This is a genomic window from Sphingomonas rustica, from assembly GCF_039652585.1.
GTDB classification, from domain to species: Bacteria; Pseudomonadota; Alphaproteobacteria; order Sphingomonadales; family Sphingomonadaceae; genus Sphingomonas; species Sphingomonas rustica.
Map to the genome: position 1 here is coordinate 45353 of NZ_JBDIZK010000016.1, position 17226 is coordinate 62578.

The window sequence follows — 17226 nt, forward strand, 5'->3', positions numbered from 1 at the left end:
ATTCGCTTCTCTGAACAAGCCGAACGGTTGCTTGAAGGTTTCAGGCATCTTCAGGAAGATCGCCGCGTCGCGACCTGGGCGGAAATTGAAGCGCTTTTGGCCGGCGCGCCGACCGATTTCGAGATTGCGAACATCGAAAGCGTTCGCCGCATCTGGGAAAAGAATCCGGGTGCCTTCTGGCGCTTCGGTACCGAGCAATGCGAACGGCCCGGTGCTTTCTGCTATCTTCCGCTCAATGCGCAGGGCGCCGCGGCGATGGTCGCCGGCACGCTCGACGGGCTGGATCCCGACCCCGCGCTGATCGCGCCGCAGGGCGAGGATCCGGTCGCGATCTATTTCTGGCTGACGATCACGCCCGGCAAGTTCGCCAAATGCCTTCCGGCGCTCGCGCGCTGCCTCGAGGATGCATCGTCGGAGGCGGTCCCGATCTTCTCGCGCGCGGTCAACGATCATGCCGCCAACCTCAATCGCGGGCTGGGTTTCGTCCAGGCATCGACCATCTATCCGAACGCGCCCGACTGGCTGCTGGTGATCCTGCCCGAGGGCAAGGCGCCCCAGGCCGTCAGCCCCAGCAAGATCTCGGTCCGGATGGTTCGCAATTTCGAGGACATGGCGATGATCTATGCCATCCGTTCCTCGACCTATCTCGCCGAACAATTCTGCCTGTATTCGGAAGAATTCGACGGCAACGACTTCTGCTCGACCCAGTTCATCGGGTTCGTCGACGGGGATCCGGCCGGCTGCATCCGGATGCGCTATTTCGGCGATTTCGTGAAGCTGGAACGGCTGGCGGTGCGCCGCGAATATCGCCACACCCGCCTCGCCTTCCGGCTGGTGCGCGAGGCCGGCGCCCTGGCGCGACGCAAGGGGTTCACCAAGGCCTATGGCCATGCCCGCGAGGACCTGGTCCCCTTCTGGCGGATGTTCGGCGGACGGGAAATGGACCGGCCGGTCTTCCGCTTCGCCGACTTCAACTATCGCGAGATGATGTTCGACCTGGGGGAGGCCGGCGACGACGCCATCCGCCTCGGTGTCGATCCGCTCGTCTCGATCCGTCCGGAGGGCGAATGGGACCGGTTGGGACCGCTCGAACTGTCGAACCAGCGCCCCAGCCGGGCGCAGCTCATCAAGCAGCACACCAAGACCATCGGGGGAACCTCGAATGCCTGAGACCACGGCCGAACTGTCGCCCCTGCAGCGCGCCCAGGCGCTGTACGACCTGCGGCGTGCGCGGGAACCCTTTTTCGGTCAGAATGCCGACCTGTTCGGCGAGCCGGCCTGGGATATCCTGCTCGATCTCTACATCGCGCAGGAACGCGGCATCGATACCTGCGTCAGCGACGCGTGCATCGGCGCCTGCGTCCCGTCATCGACGGGCATCCGGTGGCTGGCGATCCTGGAGGAACGTGGCCTGATCGAACGCGAGTCCGACCGGTTCGATGCCCGCCGGCGCTCGGTACGACTGACCAGGCGCGCCCGCGAAGTGCTTACGGCCTATCTGTTGAGCTGTTGACCGTCGTATCGATGGCCGACGCATGAGTGCGAAGGATCTCGAGGCCGGTATGAATATGCACGCTGGCCAGCGACTGGCCGGCGGCATCGCTCAGCGCAAGGACTTCCTGACCCAGCGTGACTGCCCGGTCCAGCATCTCTTTTTCGTTAAGCACTTGATCACTCCTTTTAGTTGTGGCGACCCGTCGTTGCGGGATCGCCTCATTGACTGGAGTGCATTCTAAGCGCGAGGCATATCTGGCCCGTTTCGGCAGCATTAAATCGCCGTCATCTGATGAATCGCCCGTAAACCAAAGTATCGGCTCGACTAAATTCTATTGATGCAGAACCGTGAATTTTCCGCATCTTGAGCGAGGTTAAGCCGGATCTTTCAAATTATGATATCGATTGCAGGCTCAGGGAGCGATCGTTCCGCCGGCAGCACGTTGCAGATCAGGTGAACCCGGCGCGAGTCGCCCATGTTGACCACCGCATGACGCCGCAGATTGTCGAATTCATAGACCTGCCCCGCGGCGAAATGGAAACTCTCGTCCCCGACTTCGAACCGCACCCGCGGGTTGGTGACCACCGCCAGGTGACAGCGATGGGTATGGGTCAGCAGGTCGCCGGCGTCGACATGGCGCGGAATCGCGGTGTCGGGGGCCATCTCGGTCAGCATCAGCCGGGCGACGCGCCCGCCATGATGCCCGGCGATCGCCTCGCCGCAGGCGAGCACCGCCGCCTGCAGCTCTGGCGAGGCATCGTCGACCCGCTCGATCGCCGGCGCGACGCCGGGCTCGAGCGACTCGAGCCAGATGAAGCGGATCGTCCGGGTGCTGCGATGCGCGGGAAACCGCTCCTGCCGTCGCGACCACAGCTCCCAGAGCGGATCCTCCTCGCCCGGCAGCGCCGCCAGGATCGCATCGAGCGGCCAGCTGAACAGCGGGACGACCGCCTGAGGCAATCGCATCGCCCTGCCCCTATTGCTGCGCCGGGGCGGCGCGGTCGAGGAAGTCGAGGATCGTGTTCCACAGATGCTCGCCGACGCCCGGTCCACCGACGCGGTGCGTCTGGCCCGGATAGAGCATCAGTTCGAACGGAACCGCCGCCGCCTGCATCTTCGCCATCATCACCGTCGAATGGTCGAGCACGACATTGTCGTCGGCCATGCCGTGGATCAGCAGCAGCGGATCGCGGATCTTCGTCGCCTCCTGCACCGTATCGGACATCTTGTAGGCGTCCGGCACGACGCGCGGGTCGCCCATGTAGCGCTCGGTATAATGGGTGTCGTACAACTCCCACTTGCTCACCGGCGCGCCCGACACGCCCGCAGCGAACACGCCCGGTGCCGCCTCCAGCATCTTCAGCGTCATGTAGCCGCCATAGGACCAGCCATAGGTGACGATCCGCTTCGGGTCGACCTGAGGCAGGGTCTTCAGATAATCGGCGCCGGCGACCTGGTCGCGCACCTCGATCGATCCCATCGCCTGGTAGATCGCATCCTCGAACGCCTTGCCGCGATTGGCCGAGCCGCGATTGTCGATCTGGAACCAGATATAGCCGCGATCGACGATCGCCTGCTGCAGCGCCCCGCCCCAGGCGCGAGAGACGGTCTGCGAATGCGGGCCGCCATAATGCTGGAAGAACACCGGATAACGCTTTCCGGCTTCTATCGGCGGGGTGATCATCTCCCACTGCAGCGTCGCGCCATCCTCGGTCTTCAGCGTGCCGAAGCTGCGCTGGCGATGGTTGGCGAGATAGCTGTTATACGGATGTGCAACATCCTTGACCGAATTCTCGTTGACCCATGCGACCCGCTTTCCGGCAGGATCGGCGAGATAGACCTGGGGCGGCTGGTCGGGGTTGGAGCGCGTGACGATCACCCGCGTCGCGGCCTTGTCCATCGTCGCCATGTTCCACCAGCCCGGCTCGGTCAGGCGCGTGGGTGCACCGCCCTTGAGGCTCATCGAATAGAGATGGCGCTCCAGCACGCCGTCCTTGTTGCCGAGGAAGAAGATGCGGCCGGTCTTGTCGTCGACGCCCGCGACCGAGAAGACTTCCCAGTCCCCCTTGGTCAGCTGCGTGAACTTGCCCTTGGCCCAGCGGTAGAGATGGCCGTGACCGTCGCGTTCCGACCACCAGATCAGGCTGCCGTCGCCCAGCGGGGTGAAGGCGTTGGACAGGTTGACCCAGCTCTTCTCGGCCGCCTTTTCGGTGAACACGACGCGCGATGCACCGGTCGAGGGATCGACCGCGAGCAGGTCCAGCGTCTTCTGGTCGCGGCTCTGGCGCTGGACATACAGCGTCTTCGCATCGGGCGCCCATTTGACGCGGGCGAGATAGATGTCGCGTTCGGCGCCCAGATCGACCTTCACCTTGTTGCCGCCGTCCGGGCCCATCAGCCACAGCTCGACCAGGACGTTGTAGGTCCCCGCCTTGGGATAGCGCTGCTGATAGATGCTGGTGCCGTCGGCACCGATCGCGGCGCGGGTGACGATGCCGACCGGGCTCTCGTCGAACCGCTCGACGGCGATGCGGCTGTCGTTCGGCGCCCACCAGTAACCGGTGAAGCGATCCATTTCCTCCTGCGCGACGAACTCGGCCTCGCCCCAGTGGATCGTGCCCTTGCCGTCGCTGTCGGTCAGCACGCGCGGCGCTCCGCCCTTCATCGGCAGCACCGCGAAATTCTGGTCGCGGACATAGCTGACATAGCCGCCCGCCGGGCTGACCGCCGCGTTCAGCTTGGCGCCCGCCGCTGCCGGCAGCTTGCGCACCTGCCCATCGAGCGAGGCGAGGAACAGCTCGCCCTCCAGCGGCACCAGGATCGACTGGGCATCGGGCGACCAGTCATAGGAGACGATGCCCCTGGTCCCGCCGATGCGGGCGCGCTCCATCTGCATCTTCTCGGCCTCGGACGCCTCGGCGCCCGATCCGACCTTCTTCGAATCGACGAGCATCCGCCACTCACCGGTGCGGGTGTCCATCGCCCACAGGTCGAACCGCTCCTTCTCGTCGGCGCGGTTGCGCAACAGCGTCAGATAGCGGCCATCGGGCGACAGCTTCATCGCGCGCGGCTGGGTCCCGGCAAGATCGGGGCTGGCGAAGACGCGCTTGAGGCTCAGCGCCGGGGCGGCTTCCTGCGCCTCAACCTGCATCGACATGCCCCCGGCCGCAAGCAACGCCACACCGATCAACCATTTCCGCATTCTCGCAAAACCTCTGGGGGAATATGTCCCGCAACCCACGGGGATCGCTCGCCTAACACGCCCCGGCGCGCAAAGGCAAAGCGGGGTAGCGCCTCCGGCCGAGTTTAGCCGCTGAATGTCTGCCGCAGCGCCATCTTCCATTCCGCATCCAACGAGGCTGCACTTGTCCCAGCCAAGGGAGCTTGTGTTGCGGATCTGCTTTAGTCCCTTAGTGCGCCGATAAGGTTGATTGAAGCGGACGGGCACCTCTGTGCGCGAGACTCCGCTTAGGCCAATCGCTCCATTCGCCCGTTCGAGAAATAACCGACGTTCTTCCCGCCAAGCTCCCGTTGCGCGCGCGATGCAAGAGCGAGACCCTCTTCGTCCAACGCTGCTACTGCGTCTACGGGAAATCCCGAAAAATGGGCGTCCTCATACTTTCGTTGCCAAGCAGCCAAATCCGCGACCAGTGGCGCCGACAGACCTATGGCACCGGGCAAAACGTACCCGCCCGCGATCGCATCACGCATGCCAGTACCCGAAAGCATTCCATCAATAAGGAGGTCGGCTATCATCGACCAAAGCTAGCGCCCACGCTGCGGCATCCGCAACACCAGCCTCGCGTTTTAAATAACCCGGCGAGTCTCAATCACCCTGCGCACCGATCGTGTAGCGCGGTCCCGCCCCGCTCAACCCCGCGCGGTCGCCCGGATTATAGAGTGCGCAGCGGTCGAGCGACAGACAGCCGCAGCCGATGCAGCCGTCCAGCGTCTCGCGGGTGCGCTCCAGCGCGGCGATGCGCCGGTCGATCAGCGCGCGGATGCCGCTGCTGATCCGTTTCCAGTCGGCCGCGGTCGGCGTGCGTCCCTCGGGCAGCTTCGCCAGTTCCGCGGCGATCTGCGGCAGGGTCAGCCCCAGTTGCTGCGCGATCAGTGCGAAGGACAGGCGGCGGATCGCCGAGCGGAAGAAGCGGCGCTGTCCGCCGCCGGTACGGAACGAGGCGACCAGCCCCTTTTCCTCGTAGAAGCGGATCGCCGAAACCGTCAGGCCGGTCCGCCGCGCCAGGTCGCCGATCGTCAGCACATCCTGCGAATTGGCCACGCCGTACCTCCCGCGATTTTAGGCCTTGATCTCAACTTAGGTTGAGGTTGTAGCTGCCTCAGGCATGGCAACCACCACAAGAGGAAATTCCATGCTTTCAACCCCCACTCCTTCCGCCGCGCCGTTTATCGAGCATCTCAATTTGACGGTCCGTGATCCCGAGCGGTCGGCGCAGCTGATGACCGACCTGTTCGGCTGGTATGTCCGCTGGTCCGGCCCTTCGGCGCTGGGCGGACGGTCGATCCATGTCGGCGACGATCGCTGCTATGTGGCGCTGTACACCCGTGACGGCGCCGGCACACCGGACGACGTGTTCCGCAAGGGCAATCCGCTCAACCATATCGGCATCCAGGTCGAGGATATCGACGAGGTCGAACGCCGGGTGATCGCGGCGGGCCTGACGCCCTTCATGCACGGCGATTACGAGCCGGGCCGGCGCTTCTATTTCCTCGACCCCGACGGGACCGAATATGAGATCGTCAGCTACGCCTGAGCTTGCGGGCTAATCGGGGAATGCCGGAATGTGCCCCCAGACCGGCATTCCCCGCCCATCGTCCGATCGGCCGACGGGATCTCGTGTCGCTCAGCAGTTGCAGAGGCTGAGCATGCGTGCAGCGATCTCGCGTTCGCCCATCACCACCTCCGGCACGCCTGCCTTTTCGAGGAAGGCGACCTCCGCATCCGAATGGGCGCGGGCAACGATCTGCAGGCCGGGATGGAGCGCCTGGGCGCGTTCGGCGATGGCGCCGCCTTCGAACCCTTCCGGAATCGCGATCAGCAGCCGTCCCGCGTCGCGGATGCCGGCGGCCAGCAGCGTCTCGTTCTCGATGGCGTTGCCGTGCACGACGTCATGCCCGGCGGCCTGGGCCTCGCGCATCATGTCGGGCTGGTCCTCGATCACGATCACCGGCTTGCCGCGCTTCTTCAGTTCGCCCGCGATCAGCTTGCCGACGCGGCCATAGCCGATCAGCACGACATGGCCCTTGTGCGCGCGCGGCTTCGGCGCTTCGGGCACGATGTCGGGCGTCTCCTGCCGCTTGGGTACCAGCGAGAAGATGAAGGGATTGAGGAAGATCGACAGGATCGCGCCCGCCAGGATCAGGTCCCGCCCCTCGGACGGCAGGATCGCGAGGCTGGTGCCGAGCGAGGCGAGGATGAACGAGAATTCGCCGATCTGCGCCAGGCTGGCCGCGACGGTCAGCGCGGTGCGGCTGTTGTGGCCCAGCATGCGGACGATGGCATAGGCGGCCAGCGACTTGCCGACCACGATGATGCCGACGGTCGCGATCAACTGGAGCGGCTGATCGATCACCACTGCCGGATTGAACAACATGCCGACCGACACGAAGAACAGCACCGCGAACGCGTCGCGCAGCGGCAGTGTCTCTTCGGTCGCCTGCCGGCTGAGCGGCGTCTCGCCCAGGATCATGCCGGCAAAGAAGGCGCCGAGCGCGAACGAGACCTGGAAGACGAAGGCGGCGCCGAACGCGACGCCCAGTGCGATCGCCAGCACCGCAAGGCGGAACAGCTCGCGCGAGCCGGTATGCACGACCCAGTGCAGCGCCCAGGGGATCACCTTGCGCCCCACCAGCAGCATGAGCACGACGAAGCCGGCGACCTTGAAGATCGTGCCCGCGATCGGCGCGATCAGTTCGGATGCGGCCGCGTCGGGGCTGTTCATCACCTTCGCCAGCACCGGCAGCATCACCAGCGCCAGCACCATCACCAGATCCTCGACGATCAGCCAGCCGACCGCGATGCGGCCGCGCTCGGTCTGGACCAGATTATGCCCTTGCAGCGCGCGCAGCAGCACCACCGTGCTGGCGACCGACAATGCCAGGCCGAAGACGAAGCCCGCCAGCAGGTTCCAGCCCAGGGTCCAGGACAGCAGCATGCCCATCAGCGTGGCGACCGCGATCTGCCCGACCGCGCCGGGCACCGCGATCTTGCGGACCGCCAGCAGGTCCTTGAGCGAGAAATGGAGGCCGACGCCGAACATCAGCAGGATTACGCCGATCTCGGCGAGTTCGCTGGCCAGTCCGGCATCGGCGACGAAGCCGGGGGTAAAGGGTCCGACGACGACGCCGGCGATCAGATAGCCGGCGATCGGCGACACCCGCAGCCGGTGCGCCAGGGCACCGAAGGCGAAGGCGATCACCAGTCCGGCCACGATCGTGGCGATGAGAGGCGTGTGGTGCATGTATGTCCTTGTTCGGTCGCCGCACTCCGCGGCGTGCGCTGGGCCGGATCAGCGTCCGGCCCGGTCGGTCCTCAATCGATGCGCTATTCGGCAGTCGCGCCCAGGATGGCGGCCAGCGCCGCGGCCGATCCGGCGATGCCGGACCAGACCGCGGTGATGAACCACCAGGGCGGGCGCTTCTGCTTTTCCTCGCGAACGTCGTCGATGTTCATTGGCTTTCCTCGATAAGGGGGTCCGCTCAGGACCCGCGATGTCGAAAGCGCGGCCAGCGAGGCCGCAGCGGAAAGTCAGGCGATCGGAGGTGCGCGCGGCCAGGCCGACGCGTCGGGGACGGCCCCCTTCAGCCTCGGGTCGGGCGCGGGCCAGTCGGCATGGCCGGTGTCGAGCGACACGGGCACCGCGACAGTCTGCACCACCAGCCGATCGGGCAAATCGATGCCGAGATCGGCGCGCGTGGGATCGTCGTCACGCACGCTGGCGGCAGCACGCGCCTTCGGCGTCGTAGCGTTCAGCGCGACCAGGGTGGTGGAGGGATTGAACGCCGAACCCAGCGGGGTGGTCAGCGGTGCGCCGACCGGCACCAGCGCGCAGAACAGCGCGACGACCATCGACATCCACAGCGACGCGACATGCAGCCGAAGCTGCGTCGCGCGCGAGGGATGAAGGGTCGGGGTCATGGGCGGCATCCTACCGGAGTGCGCCCGATTCGGCAAAGTTTCAGGAGCGAAACGCTGGCTTTCCGAACGCGAGCGGGGCGCGGAAGCAATGCCTCCGCGCCCCGCACTGATCGCGTTGCCCGCGCGCTTATTCGGCGGCAGTCGCCGTCGGACGCGTGTCGCGGCGCTCGGCGATACGTGCCGACTTGCCGGTGCGGCCACGCAGATAATAGAGCTTGGCGCGACGCACGACACCGCGGCGCACGACCTCGATAGTATCGACGTTCGGCGAATAGAGCGGGAAGACGCGCTCGACGCCCTCGCCGAACGAGATCTTGCGGACGGTGAAGTTCGAGCCCATGCCCTTGTTCGAACGCGCGATGCACACGCCTTCGAAATTCTGGACGCGGGTGCGCTCGCCTTCGACGACCTTCACGCCGACGCGCAGCGTGTCGCCAGGACGGAATTCCGGAATCTTCTTCGCCTCGTTGAACTTGGCGATCTGCTCGGCTTCGAGCTGCTGGATGAGGTTCATTGGTCAGTCCTCGTTACGTCGCCGCGCGCCAGAGGGAGACTGGACCCGAGCGCCGTCGTGGCGCTCCCAAAGATCCGGCCTCCGTGACCGTGTATCGCTCTCGGCCCTGGCTCGACGCCATGCCTCGATCTTCGCATGATCCCCCGATCGCAGCACTTCGGGGATCGTGCGCCCTTCCCATTCAGCGGGCCGGGTATATTGCGGATATTCGAGCAGCCCCGTTTCGAAGCTCTCGTCCATGCCGCTGGAAGGCGCGCCCATTACTCCGGGAATCAGGCGAATGCAAGCGTCGAGCAGCGTCAGCGCCGCCATCTCGCCGCCCGACAGGATATAGTCCCCGATCGATACCTGTTCGATGCCGCGCGCCTCGAACAGGCGCTCGTCCATCCCCTCGAACCGGCCGCACAGGATCACCGCGCCGGGTCCGCCGGCCAGCGCCCGCACCCGCGCCTGCGTCAGCGTGGCGCCGCGCGGCGTCATCGCCAGCACCGGCCGGCCGGGATCGACGCTGTCCAGCGCGCGTGCCAGCACGTCGGCGCGCATCACCATCCCCGCCCCGCCGCCCGCCGGGGTATCGTCGACCGAACGATGCCTGTCGGTGGCGAAGTCGCGGATCTGTACCGCCTCCATCCGCCACAGCGCCTCGCGCAGCGCACGCCCGGCGATCGACACGCCGAGCGGGCCGGGGAACATCTCCGGATAGAGGGTCAGCACGGTCGCGTGGAAGGTCATCGCCGCGCCTTTCGGGGCTTCGTCCGCACTTGGCAAGCTCAGGGCTGTTTCTGAACCACGGCGAAGCGCAGCGCCTGCACCGTCGCGGGCGTCGTCGGGGCCAGCAGGATCTGGCCGTCCAGCGCGCCCTTCTCGCAGGTCCAGCGGATCGTGGCGCTCAGCGCGCCGGTAGCGGTCAGCGGCTCGGCACGCGGGCAGTCGCCCACCAGCCCGCGCAGCCGCGCGAACTCGGTCCGCCAGTTGGCGGCCGAGCGATCCATCAGGAAATTCATCGCCAGCGGCAGCCCGGAGACATCGCCCGAGGCATAGGCGGCCCGCGCCTGGTCGTGGATCGCCGTCAGCGCGGGCGTCACCGGGATCGGGCGGGACGTGAAGGCACCGGCATCGTTGAGCAGGAACGCGGCATCCCAGGCGATCTCTGCCGCACCGGTATAGGTTCGGTTGGTGAAGACGAAGATGCCGACGCCGTAATCGGGGAGCAGCAGCACATGGCTGCCATAGCCGGGATAGCCGCCGCCATGGTGCATCATCCGGCCCAGCTGACAGTCCTGTGCAACGCGGAAGCCCATGCCATAGGCCTCGGACTGGACGCAGCCGCTCTGCGCGGTCGAGCCGAAGCGGCGGCGCGTGCGCGAGAAGTTCGAGCCTTGCGCCATCTCACGAAGCGTCGCCCGGCGGACGGGACCGCGGTCGGCATCGTCACGGGCCGGCGTGCCCGACAGGAGGAACGCGACCCATTTGGCATAGTCGTTGGCGCTGACCTGAAGCCCGCCCATAGCGCCGAACGCGCCATGCTTCATCGTCGGTTCTTCCAGCCAGGCGTCATTCTCCCAGCGATAGCCGATCGCCCGTCGCGCCAGCGGCGATTCGCCGACTTCATAGCCACTCGACGTCATGCCCAGCGGCTTCAGGATCGTCCGCTCGACATAGGTGCGATAGGGCATGCCCGAGACATTGGCGACGATCCGCCCCAGCAACGCATAGCCGAAATTGGAATATTCCATCGCGATGCCCGGCGCCCGGGTGAAGGGCACGCCGGCGCGGATCATCTTCGTGAACTCCGCCTCGGGCAGAAGCTGCTGGCGATCGCCCCAGGGATCGTCGGTCACGAAGCCGGCCGTGTGGTTGAGCAGGTCGCGCACGCGGATCCGCGGAGAATCCGACGTCGGATATTTCCAGCCGCGCGTCTCGGGCACGTACTTCTCGGCCAGGTCGTCGAGCGACAGCTTGCCGGCATCGCGCAGCGACAGGATCGACAGCGCGGTGAACGCCTTGGTCATCGACGCGATGCGGAACAGGCTGTCCGCGGTGACCGGCCGCTTCTCGGCCATGTCCTGCACGCCGAAGCCGCGGACATGGACCAGCTTGCCGTTGGCGACGATGCCATAGACCAGGCCGGGGGTCGGATTCTGTTTCTGGAAATTCTCGAACAGCGCGTCGATCCGGGGGATCGCCGAACGGATCACCGCGTCATCGGCGGGCGCGGTGCTGGCCGTCGTCTGCGCGGCCGCCGGAAGCGCGCAAATGGTTGCAGTTGCAAGTATCACGGAGGCGATGCGGCCGATGATCTTCCCGTTGCGCATATGCTTGCCCCTTTTCCGCGGATCCACCGGCTGGTTAGCCGAGCTTGCGGGCCGCGATAACCCCTGCCCTGCCGCGCGGTTCGTCACGCCGCCCACTCCGCTCGTCGAGCAGCGGTTTCGGCCGGTCCCCGCGCGTGGCTAGCTGGCGTGCATGCAGGACAGGACCGGCAGATGAGCGACCAGAGCGATACCGACGACGCGGCACCGGGCTGGGACGCGATCGATGCTGCGTTTGACCGGCTCTATCCCGGGCGGGCACCCCTTCACTTCGGATCGGTCGTTCCCGCCTTCCTGGGCGGCAACGATCCGCTGAACGGAATCAGCGCCTGGAAGCGGCTGGACCCGGTGCCGCACTGGCATTTCGTGACCTATGGCTTCTCCGAGCTTTACGAGAAGGAAAGCGAGGATCCCGAGGAGAGCGGCTTCGGGTTCGAGCTGACGATGCGCGTAGCCTGCACGCCCGATGCGGAGACGCCGCCGCCCTGGGTGATGAACATGCTGCAGAATCTGGCGCGCTATGTGTTCAAGAGCGGCAACCGCTTTGCCGACGGGCATTGGCTGAATACCAATGGTCCGATCGCGCTGGAGACGGGTACGCAGCTCTGCTCGATCGCGTTCATCGCTGATCCCGAGCTGCCGACGATCGACACGCCCAATGGGCGCGTCGCCTTCCTCCAGGTCGTGGGCCTGACGCTGGACGAGGAAGCGGCGATCAAGCGGTGGAATGCGCGCAAGCTGCTCGAGACGCTCGCGCCGCTTATGCCGTTGTGGATCACCGACCTCGATCGCACGTCGCTGCTCTCCGACCCCGACACCGCTCGTCAGGTCGAGGAAGGATCGCGGCGCGAAGGATCGTCGACCGGGATGATCTTCCTCGAGAAACTCGACTGGACGGTGCGCAAGCCGCTGCTGCGCAAGCCGGTGACCGAGGTCACGCTGGGCGCGAACCATGTCGCGAACCTGACCGACATGCTTGGCCTGAGACTGCCGTTCGGCAACGACGTGACGCTGATGGGGACGCAGCCCGGACGGATGGTGCGGATCGTACCGGGGCACGCGAATCAGGTCACCGAGCGGGACGAGACGCATTTGACGATCACGCTGACCGGGGCGACCGTCGATGCATTGGCCGGCGCACTCAACCCGGTCGCGGGGCGCTATCCCGTGCCGGGGTTCGATGCGCTGGCGTTGCAGATCGAACCGACGCTTATCCGCAACCAGCAAGGCGAGGTGGTGAAGACGGTCGGCTGATCTCAGCTTCCGCAGCCGCCACACCCGCCGCCGCCACAGCCGCCCCCGCCGCCGCTGTCGCCGCTGCTCCCCCCGTCGCTCGAACTGGTGCCGCCGTCGCCTGAACCGCCATTGTCCGTGCGCATGCGGTGATAGTCGCCCCAGATCGTGGCCGTGAGCACCGTGGTCCCGAACAGCGCGACGGCGAGACCGGTCTCATCGCGGGTGGGTGCACGGCGCAGCCGGTCCAGACGGCTGCGGGCTTCGTCGATCACGGCCTTGCCCGCCCGGGTGCGGCGATCGACGACGCAGAAGCGGATCAGCGAGAGGATCGCCGTCACCACCAGCAGCACGGTCAGATACCCTACGGGACGCTCGCGCGCCGTGCCGACTTCCCATTTGATCGCGCCGAACACGAGCAGCAGGATGTAGGGCGCGGTCTGCCAGAAGCGCAGCGCGAGCACCGAGCGCTCGGTCATCAGCTTCCCGCCCCGGATCAGGCGCTGCCGCACCGGCCAGGCATGCGGCTCCAGCGCGGCGGCGATGGCGCGCCATTTCGCCGGTCCGCCGACCGCCAGCACGCTGCGCTCCGCGTCCGAGCGCGCGGGATGGCGCGGATCGGGCTGGAACTTGCCGCCGGTCTCCAAGGTGATCGCATGGGCAGCGAACAGCCGCGCCATGACCGAGTCCTCGAACCGTCGGGTGCCGCCCGCCAGATAGGCGAGTTCGTCGGGATCGGTGACCGTGACGGCGCTGCCATGGGGCCGCAGCCGGGCGGGAATGGCAAGTCCTGCGTAGAGTACGAGCAGCAGCAGGCTGCAATAGAGGATCAGGAAAGGGCCGCCGGTCCAGTCGAAGGGGCCGTAACTCATAGAGGCGTTTCACTCCACAGGTTGAGGATGAGGGCAAGCGCCGCGGCCAGGGCGAGGATCGCCGCGATCCGCCAGAGGCGCCGCCGCGACAGGATGACATGGTCGCGCGGGTGGACGCGCACCGCACGGGGATCGTCGAGCAGGCGGCGCGCGGCATCGGGCCAGAGATCGGCCGGCGGCGCGCCGAACGCCGCCTCATAGCTTTTCAGCGTCGCGGCATATTGTTCGAAATAGCGTTGCTGCTCGCCGCTTCCCCCGGCGGTGGGCCCGTGATGCAGCGCCCGGCCGAGAATATCGGGGCAGAAACGTTCCCAATAGTCGCGGGTGTAGGTCAAGTGCAGGTGCCAGGCCTGGTCGACCGCATCCGATGGAGTGACCGGATGTCCGGCAGCGACGGCGAGGTAACAGAAGCGGCGATATTCGCCGACGACGCGGCGGGCCTCAGCGAGGCTCCAGCCATTCTCGCGCGCCAGGCGCTGTTCGAAGCTCAGCGCGGCGTCGGCGGGACCGATCGGGTAATCGAGGATCCGGTCCCAGAGCCCTGGGTCGGCGAGGCAGGAAGCAGCTTCCGGTTTGCCCATCTGAATTCCGATTAACCCGGGGGAGTTACAACATCATGACAGACTCTGTGTACCCTGGCGGCCCCCGAGACAATCCAGGACGAAGGCCAGGCGAGCCTCGACCGAGGCGAGCGGCAACTCGATCAGGTCATAGCCCGCTCGCGCATAGACTATCCGCATCGCGTCACAGGTGCGGCAGGCTTCGGCGAAATCCTGTCTGCGTTCGGCGTCCTGCACGAAGATCTCGCGCCAGGGCGGGGCGATGAAGATCGTCCCGGCATAGCGGCAGGTGCGCACCGCCGCGTCGACCTCCGCCAGCGGCGCCTCGCCGATCAGGTGCAGATAGCCCTGAATGTCGGGAATGCCCCGGTCGAAAAAGGTCTCGCCTTCGGCATCGCGAAAGGCCGCGAGGTCGCGCGCCAGCATCGCCCGCGCAAAGGCGACCCGGTCCATCCAGGGCAGCGCGTCCCCGCCGGCAGCACCTTGTTCGCGGATGACCGCCCTGCCCGCTTCGGCGACCACCGCATGGCCGGCGGCGCGCAACGCATCGATCAGGGTCGACTTGCCCGATCCCGGGCCGCCGGTGATGACGTGGAACCGGGGTTCAGGCGTCGGCGAAATCATCGGCGACGACGAGCCGATCGGCATCCCATTCGGGCACGGCGTGCGGTTGCATCGGCAGCATGAAGCGCTTGCCGTCGGGGCGCTCGATCTCGATCACGTCGCCCGCGCCGTAATTGTCGATCGCGATGACGCGGCCGAGGTCGGCGCCGCTGGCGCTGACGGCGGGCAGGCCGAGCAGGTCGACATGATAATATTCGCCCTCGCCCAGCGGCGGCAGGGCGGAGCGCGGCACGGTCAATTCGGTGCCGCGCATCGCCTCGGCCGCATTGCGGTCGGCAATCTCGGCAAAGCGGGCGATCGCGCCGTTAGAGCCCTTGCGGAGCGACCTGAGGGTCAGCGCACCGGCGTTGAACGCCTGGTGCGCCGACAGATCCTCGGCAAAGACCTTCAGGCGAACCTCTCCCGTCACGCCGTGCGCGCCGATGACGACGGCCAAGGTGACGGGACGGTCCACCGACATCGAGCCTCAGCCCTCTGCCTGTTCCTCGGTGGCTTCGGCGGCCGGAGCCTCCTCGGCCGGAGCGGCGGCTGCTGCTGCGGCTGCTTCCTCGGCTGCCTTGGCCTTCTCGGCACGCTCTTCGACGCGCTCCTTGGCCTTCTCGCCCGGCTCGGCCTTCTTCGGGTTGTTGCGCGCTGCGCGCTCCTTCAGGCCGGCGGCATCGAGGAAGCGGGCGACGCGGTCGGTCGGCTGCGCGCCGACGCTCAGCCAATGCTTGGCGCGGTCACCGTCCAGCTTGATGCGCTCGGGCGAATCCTTGGCGAGCAGCGGGTTGTAGGTGCCGATCTTCTCGATGAACTTGCCGTCGCGCGGGCTGCGCGCATCGGCGATCACGATGCGGTAATAGGGACGCTTCTTAGAACCGCCGCGCGAGAGACGCATGGAGAGAGCCATTACTTCACTTCCTTAGTTGATCTGAACTGTTGAAACGGAAAACGAACTTACTTTTTCTTCAGGAAATTCTGGAAACCTGGGGGCAACTTGGGCATGTCGCCGCCGCCCGGCAGCCCGGGAAGGCCGCCGGGACCGCCCATCTTGCCCATCACGTCGCCCAGCTCGGGCCCGCCCATCGCGTTGCCCAGGCCACCCATGCCGCCCTTGCCGAGCATCGACATCATGCCCTTGAGGCCGCCCATCTTCTTGAGCCGCTTCATTGCGGTCTGCATCTCCTGATGCATCTTCATGAGCTTGTTGACGTCCTGCACGGTCGTGCCGCTGCCCTTGGCGATGCGGATCTTACGCTTGGCGTTGATCAGCTCGGGCTTGGCGCGCTCCCTGGGCGTCATCGAGGTGATCATCGCGTCCATGCGCAGCAGGATGCGTTCGTCGACATTGCCCGCAGCCATCGCCGACTGCGCCTTCTTCATGCCGGGGATCATCCCCGCCAGCGCGCCGATGCCGCCCATCTTGCGCATCTGCGCCAGCTGGCTGCGCAGGTCGTTCATGTCAAACTGGCCCTTGGCCAGCCGCGACGCCATCTTCTCGGCATCTTCATGCTCGATCGCCTGCGCGGCGCGTTCGACCAGCGACACGACATCGCCCATGCCCAGGATACGGCCGGCGACCCGCTTGGGATGGAACGGCTCGATCTGGTCGAGCTTCTCGCCCATGCCGGCGAACTTGATCGGCTTGCCGGTGACCGAGCGCATCGATAGCGCGGCGCCGCCGCGCGCGTCGCCGTCCATGCGGGTCAGCACCACGCCGGTCAGCGGCACCTGGCTGCCGAAGCTGCTGGCGACGTTGACCGCGTCCTGGCCGGTCAGCGAGTCGACGACGAGCAGGATTTCCTGCGGCTTCGCGATGTCGGCGACCGCCTTCATCTCGTCCATCAGCGCCTGGTCGACATGGAGTCGGCCGGCGGTGTCGAGCATGATCACGTCGAAGCCCTGAAGCTTCGCCGAGGAAAGGGCGCGCTGCGCGATCTCGACCGGCTGCTGACCCTGCACGATCGGGAGCGTCGCAACCTCGGTCTGGGTGCCGAGCACCGCAAGCTGTTCCTGCGCCGCCGGGCGATTGACGTCGAGCGACGCCATCATCACCTTCTTGCCCTGCGTCTTGCTGATCAGCTTGGCGAGCTTGGCAGTGGTGGTGGTCTTGCCCGAGCCCTGGAGGCCGACGAGCATGATGACCGCGGGCGGGGTGACGCCCAGGTTGAGCTCGGCCGTGTCGGGGCCCAGCATCTCGACCAGCGCGTCATGAACGATCTTGACGACCTGCTGACCCGGGGTGATCGAGCGCAGCACCTGCTGGCCGACCGCCTGTTCGGTCACCTTGTCGACGAACTCGCGCGCCACCGGAAGCGCGACATCGGCCTCCAGCAGGGCGATGCGGACTTCGCGCATGGCGGTGCGGACGTCGGCCTCGACGAGCGCGCCACGACCCTTCAGGCGATCGAATACGCCGCCAAGCCGTTCGCTCAGACTCTCGAACATGAGACTCGTTTCACTCCAAATTCCGCC

The 17226-nt window shown here is 66.4% G+C and carries 20 protein-coding genes; 4 read left to right on the plus strand and 16 right to left on the minus strand.

Features of this window, described 5'->3' with window-relative positions; genetic code table 11:
* The first annotated feature begins 27 nt into the window (after nt 1–27).
* Both TPR58_RS21110 and TPR58_RS21115 read left to right on the plus strand, forming a co-directional pair.
* Nucleotides 28–1170: a GNAT family N-acetyltransferase gene (locus TPR58_RS21110; protein WP_346248747.1), complete on the plus strand. Its 1143-nt coding sequence runs from the start codon at nt 28–30 to the stop codon at nt 1168–1170.
* On the plus strand, nt 1163–1513 hold the full coding sequence (locus tag TPR58_RS21115) for a transcriptional regulator (protein ID WP_346248748.1): 351 nt from the start codon (nt 1163–1165) through the stop codon (nt 1511–1513). The genes TPR58_RS21110 and TPR58_RS21115 overlap by 8 nt, the downstream gene beginning before the upstream one ends.
* Here TPR58_RS21115 and TPR58_RS21120 read toward each other — a convergent pair.
* From TPR58_RS21120 to soxR, 4 genes are all read right to left on the minus strand, one after another.
* On the minus strand, nt 1488–1667 hold the full coding sequence (locus TPR58_RS21120) for a hypothetical protein (RefSeq protein ID WP_346248749.1): 180 nt from the start codon (nt 1665–1667) through the stop codon (nt 1488–1490). The two genes, TPR58_RS21115 and TPR58_RS21120, sit on opposite strands and share 26 nt — an antisense overlap.
* 215 nt (nt 1668–1882) lie before the next feature.
* Nucleotides 1883–2461: an aspartyl/asparaginyl beta-hydroxylase domain-containing protein gene (locus TPR58_RS21125; RefSeq protein ID WP_346248751.1), complete on the minus strand. Its 579-nt coding sequence runs from the start codon at nt 2459–2461 to the stop codon at nt 1883–1885.
* Between the two features lie 10 nt (nt 2462–2471).
* Complete coding sequence (locus TPR58_RS21130) at nt 2472–4697, minus strand: S9 family peptidase (protein WP_428835748.1); 2226 nt, start codon at nt 4695–4697, stop codon at nt 2472–2474.
* Between the two features lie 624 nt (nt 4698–5321).
* A complete protein-coding gene (gene soxR, locus TPR58_RS21135; RefSeq protein ID WP_346248752.1) occupies nt 5322–5777 on the minus strand; it encodes a redox-sensitive transcriptional activator SoxR in 456 nt (151 codons plus the stop codon).
* A gap of 91 nt (nt 5778–5868) precedes the next feature.
* Here soxR and TPR58_RS21140 point away from each other — a divergent pair, with 91 nt between their 5' ends.
* Complete coding sequence (locus TPR58_RS21140) at nt 5869–6270, plus strand: VOC family protein (RefSeq protein WP_346248753.1); 402 nt, start codon at nt 5869–5871, stop codon at nt 6268–6270.
* A gap of 90 nt (nt 6271–6360) precedes the next feature.
* Here TPR58_RS21140 and TPR58_RS21145 read toward each other — a convergent pair whose 3' ends face one another.
* From TPR58_RS21145 to TPR58_RS21170, 6 genes are all read right to left on the minus strand, one after another.
* Entirely contained in the window at nt 6361–7977 is a 1617-nt protein-coding gene (locus tag TPR58_RS21145) for a cation:proton antiporter domain-containing protein (protein WP_346248754.1), read from the minus strand.
* Between the two features lie 83 nt (nt 7978–8060).
* Entirely contained in the window at nt 8061–8189 is a 129-nt protein-coding gene (locus tag TPR58_RS21150) for a hypothetical protein (RefSeq protein ID WP_346248755.1), read from the minus strand.
* Nucleotides 8190–8264: 75 nt separating this feature from the next.
* Nucleotides 8265–8654, minus strand: coding sequence for a hypothetical protein (locus TPR58_RS21155; RefSeq protein WP_346248756.1), 390 nt, complete (start codon nt 8652–8654; stop codon nt 8265–8267).
* Nucleotides 8655–8781: 127 nt separating this feature from the next.
* A complete protein-coding gene (rplS, locus tag TPR58_RS21160) occupies nt 8782–9168 on the minus strand; it encodes a 50S ribosomal protein L19 (RefSeq protein ID WP_346248757.1) in 387 nt (128 codons plus the stop codon).
* A gap of 3 nt (nt 9169–9171) precedes the next feature.
* Nucleotides 9172–9900: a tRNA (guanosine(37)-N1)-methyltransferase TrmD gene (trmD, locus tag TPR58_RS21165; RefSeq protein ID WP_346248758.1), complete on the minus strand. Its 729-nt coding sequence runs from the start codon at nt 9898–9900 to the stop codon at nt 9172–9174.
* Between the two features lie 38 nt (nt 9901–9938).
* Entirely contained in the window at nt 9939–11483 is a 1545-nt protein-coding gene (locus TPR58_RS21170; protein ID WP_346248759.1) for a serine hydrolase domain-containing protein, read from the minus strand.
* Between the two features lie 171 nt (nt 11484–11654).
* On the opposite strand from TPR58_RS21170, the gene TPR58_RS21175 reads away from it, so the two are divergent.
* The gene (locus tag TPR58_RS21175) at nt 11655–12734 is read left to right on the plus strand and encodes a suppressor of fused domain protein (protein WP_346248760.1); all 1080 of its coding nucleotides are present in this window, start codon (nt 11655–11657) and stop codon (nt 12732–12734) included.
* A gap of 2 nt (nt 12735–12736) precedes the next feature.
* On the opposite strand, the gene TPR58_RS21180 is transcribed toward TPR58_RS21175, so the two are convergent.
* From TPR58_RS21180 to ffh, 6 genes are read right to left on the minus strand one after another with little or no spacing between them, the layout of a single operon-like run.
* Nucleotides 12737–13585: a TIGR04222 domain-containing membrane protein gene (locus TPR58_RS21180; RefSeq protein WP_346248761.1), complete on the minus strand. Its 849-nt coding sequence runs from the start codon at nt 13583–13585 to the stop codon at nt 12737–12739.
* Nucleotides 13582–14166 carry a glycine-rich domain-containing protein gene (locus TPR58_RS21185; protein ID WP_346248762.1) on the minus strand — a complete coding sequence of 195 codons (585 nt, stop codon included), beginning with the start codon at nt 14164–14166 and terminating at the stop codon, nt 13582–13584. Before TPR58_RS21185 ends, TPR58_RS21180 begins: the two co-directional genes overlap by 4 nt.
* A 33-nt stretch (nt 14167–14199) precedes the next feature.
* Nucleotides 14200–14769 (minus strand): AAA family ATPase, encoded by a 570-nt coding sequence (locus TPR58_RS21190; RefSeq protein ID WP_346248763.1) that lies wholly within the window; start codon nt 14767–14769, stop codon nt 14200–14202.
* A complete protein-coding gene (gene rimM, locus TPR58_RS21195; protein ID WP_346248764.1) occupies nt 14750–15229 on the minus strand; it encodes a ribosome maturation factor RimM in 480 nt (159 codons plus the stop codon). Before rimM ends, TPR58_RS21190 begins: the two co-directional genes overlap by 20 nt.
* A gap of 6 nt (nt 15230–15235) precedes the next feature.
* Nucleotides 15236–15661, minus strand: coding sequence for a 30S ribosomal protein S16 (gene rpsP, locus TPR58_RS21200; RefSeq protein WP_346248765.1), 426 nt, complete (start codon nt 15659–15661; stop codon nt 15236–15238).
* 47 nt (nt 15662–15708) lie between these two features.
* Entirely contained in the window at nt 15709–17199 is a 1491-nt protein-coding gene (gene ffh / locus TPR58_RS21205; RefSeq protein WP_346248766.1) for a signal recognition particle protein, read from the minus strand.
* Nucleotides 17200–17226: the final 27 nt, after the last annotated feature.